Origin of the sequence: Streptomyces sp. NPDC006510 (assembly GCF_040611955.1) — a bacterium.
Taxonomy (GTDB): Bacteria; Actinomycetota; Actinomycetes; order Streptomycetales; family Streptomycetaceae; genus Streptomyces.
This window is the reverse complement of record NZ_JBEXPH010000437.1, coordinates 1-1718: the sequence shown is the minus strand read 5'-3', so window position 1 is coordinate 1718 and position 1718 is coordinate 1. Positions and strand designations below refer to the sequence as shown.

Sequence of the window (1718 nt, the reverse complement as noted above, 5' to 3'; positions counted from 1 at the left end):
CGATCAGGACCAGCCCGTCGCGGGCCGCGCCCAGCCGGTCCTGGGTGACGCTCGTCGCGATCAGCGGGCCCGTCGCCAGGAAGACGACGGCCAGCAGCGAGACCAGCAGACAGAGGTCGAGGCTGTGGCCGCAGCGGGTGCGCAGCACCCACAGCGCGGAGAGGGTGATCAACAACACGGCCAGCAGGCCGAGTTCGGCGACCGCCCAGCCGGACCACTGCACGGGACTCAGCGAGCTGAGCGTGTCGATCCGGGCCATCTGGTGCCCCTGGAGGACGTCCAGGCGCGGCACCACACCGGTGCCCTCGCGGGTGAGGAGCGTCTCGGCCTCGGCGAACTTCTCCTTCCGCATCAGGTCGTCCGACACGTACTTCACCGCGCCGGGGGTGATGGAGCTGCTGTACGAGGTGAGCACCCCGTTCACGGTTTCGAGCACCCCGCGCCCGCGCTCCCCGTCGATCTGTACGTCGGAGAGCCGGGACAGGCCCTGGTCCGCGGCGGCGAGCTGGTTCTCGTACCGCGCACCGGCGCCGACCACATCGGCGATGCCGCTGCTGACGGATGCCTGGGCCTCCTTGTGGGCGCGCAGCAGGGCGAGCTGGGTGGCGGCCACGCCCTGCACGGCGGGTGCGCCTCGGGTGCGCATCTCGCCCGCCGAGATCTGGACCTCGCGGTACGAGACGAGCAGGGCGCTCATCGAGACCAGGGCGGCCACCAGCATCGCGGCCAGATGCCACTCCAGCAGCCGCCGGGTCCGCGAGCGGTAGGCGCTCCGGTCCGGTCCTCGTCGGAGCCTCACAGCCGCCTCCCGCAGTCGATGCAGAACAGGGCCGCGGGTCCGGCCGGATGGTCGCAGTGCGGGCAGCGGGTCTCCGGCCCGGCCGGGAACCCGGACAGTTCCACGGGGTGCGCGGAGGCGATGCTCAGCAGCCCCTGGCGGACCGCGCCCGGGTCGACGGTCGGCCCGATCCGGACGCGTCCCTGCGGGCCGTCCACGATGCGGGCGACCTTGCGGACCTCGTCCAGGACCCAGTCGGCGGCGATCTCGGTGGCCAGCCGGACGGCGAGCCCGAGCTGCGCCTCGGCCCGCTCGCGGCTCTCCAGGTCGAGCGCGGCGTACCCGTGGTTGAGGGCGGTCCGCATCTGGGTGGAGACGTTCATGGTGTGGATGTTGCGGCCGACCACGCCGGAGATGCGCGCGGTGGCGGCGGCGGTTCCGGACGGCAGCCAGCGGACCACGACCGCCTCGGTGGCGCCGCCGACGGCGACCGCGGCGAGCTGGAGGGGTACGCCCAGCGGGTCGTTGCTCGCGTCGGCCCGGAGGGTGAGGAGGTAGTCGCGGGCTTCCGGTTCCCACTGGTGGGTGCGGAACTCCAGCCGGCGTGGATCGTCCCGGACCCGGTCCGGCTCCAGCCGCTGCTGGTGCGGCGCGGTCTCGGTCAGCGTCACTTCCCGCACCGCCGGTCGCACGGTCACCTCGATGGGGAGCTCGGGGCTGCGGACCCGGCGCAGCCTGCCCAGGGCCGCGGTGACGGCGGGGGCGAAGGCGTCGGGCGAGGACACGGCGGCGCCGTGCAGCCGTTCCGCGACGGCGAGCAGCGGGGCCGGGTCCCAGCCCGCTCCCGGTGCGATGACATCGGCGGTGTACTCCCCTTCGCAGAGGGCGAGTTCGGCACTCAGGGCGCTGTCCGGGCGGGCGGCGTGTTCCTCCTCGCCCC

Annotated in this window: 2 protein-coding genes; both read right to left on the bottom strand. The window is 74.0% G+C overall.

Going from position 1 to position 1718, the window contains the following annotated elements:
- Window positions 1–799, bottom strand: a 799-nt coding sequence (locus ABZY11_RS44270; RefSeq protein ID WP_356484587.1) for a hypothetical protein, incomplete at its 3' end; no start/stop codon positions are given.
- A partial coding sequence (locus ABZY11_RS44265; protein WP_356484586.1) for a zinc ribbon domain-containing protein occupies window positions 796–1718 on the bottom strand: 923 nt, incomplete at its 5' end. The genes ABZY11_RS44265 and ABZY11_RS44270, both read right to left, overlap by 4 nt.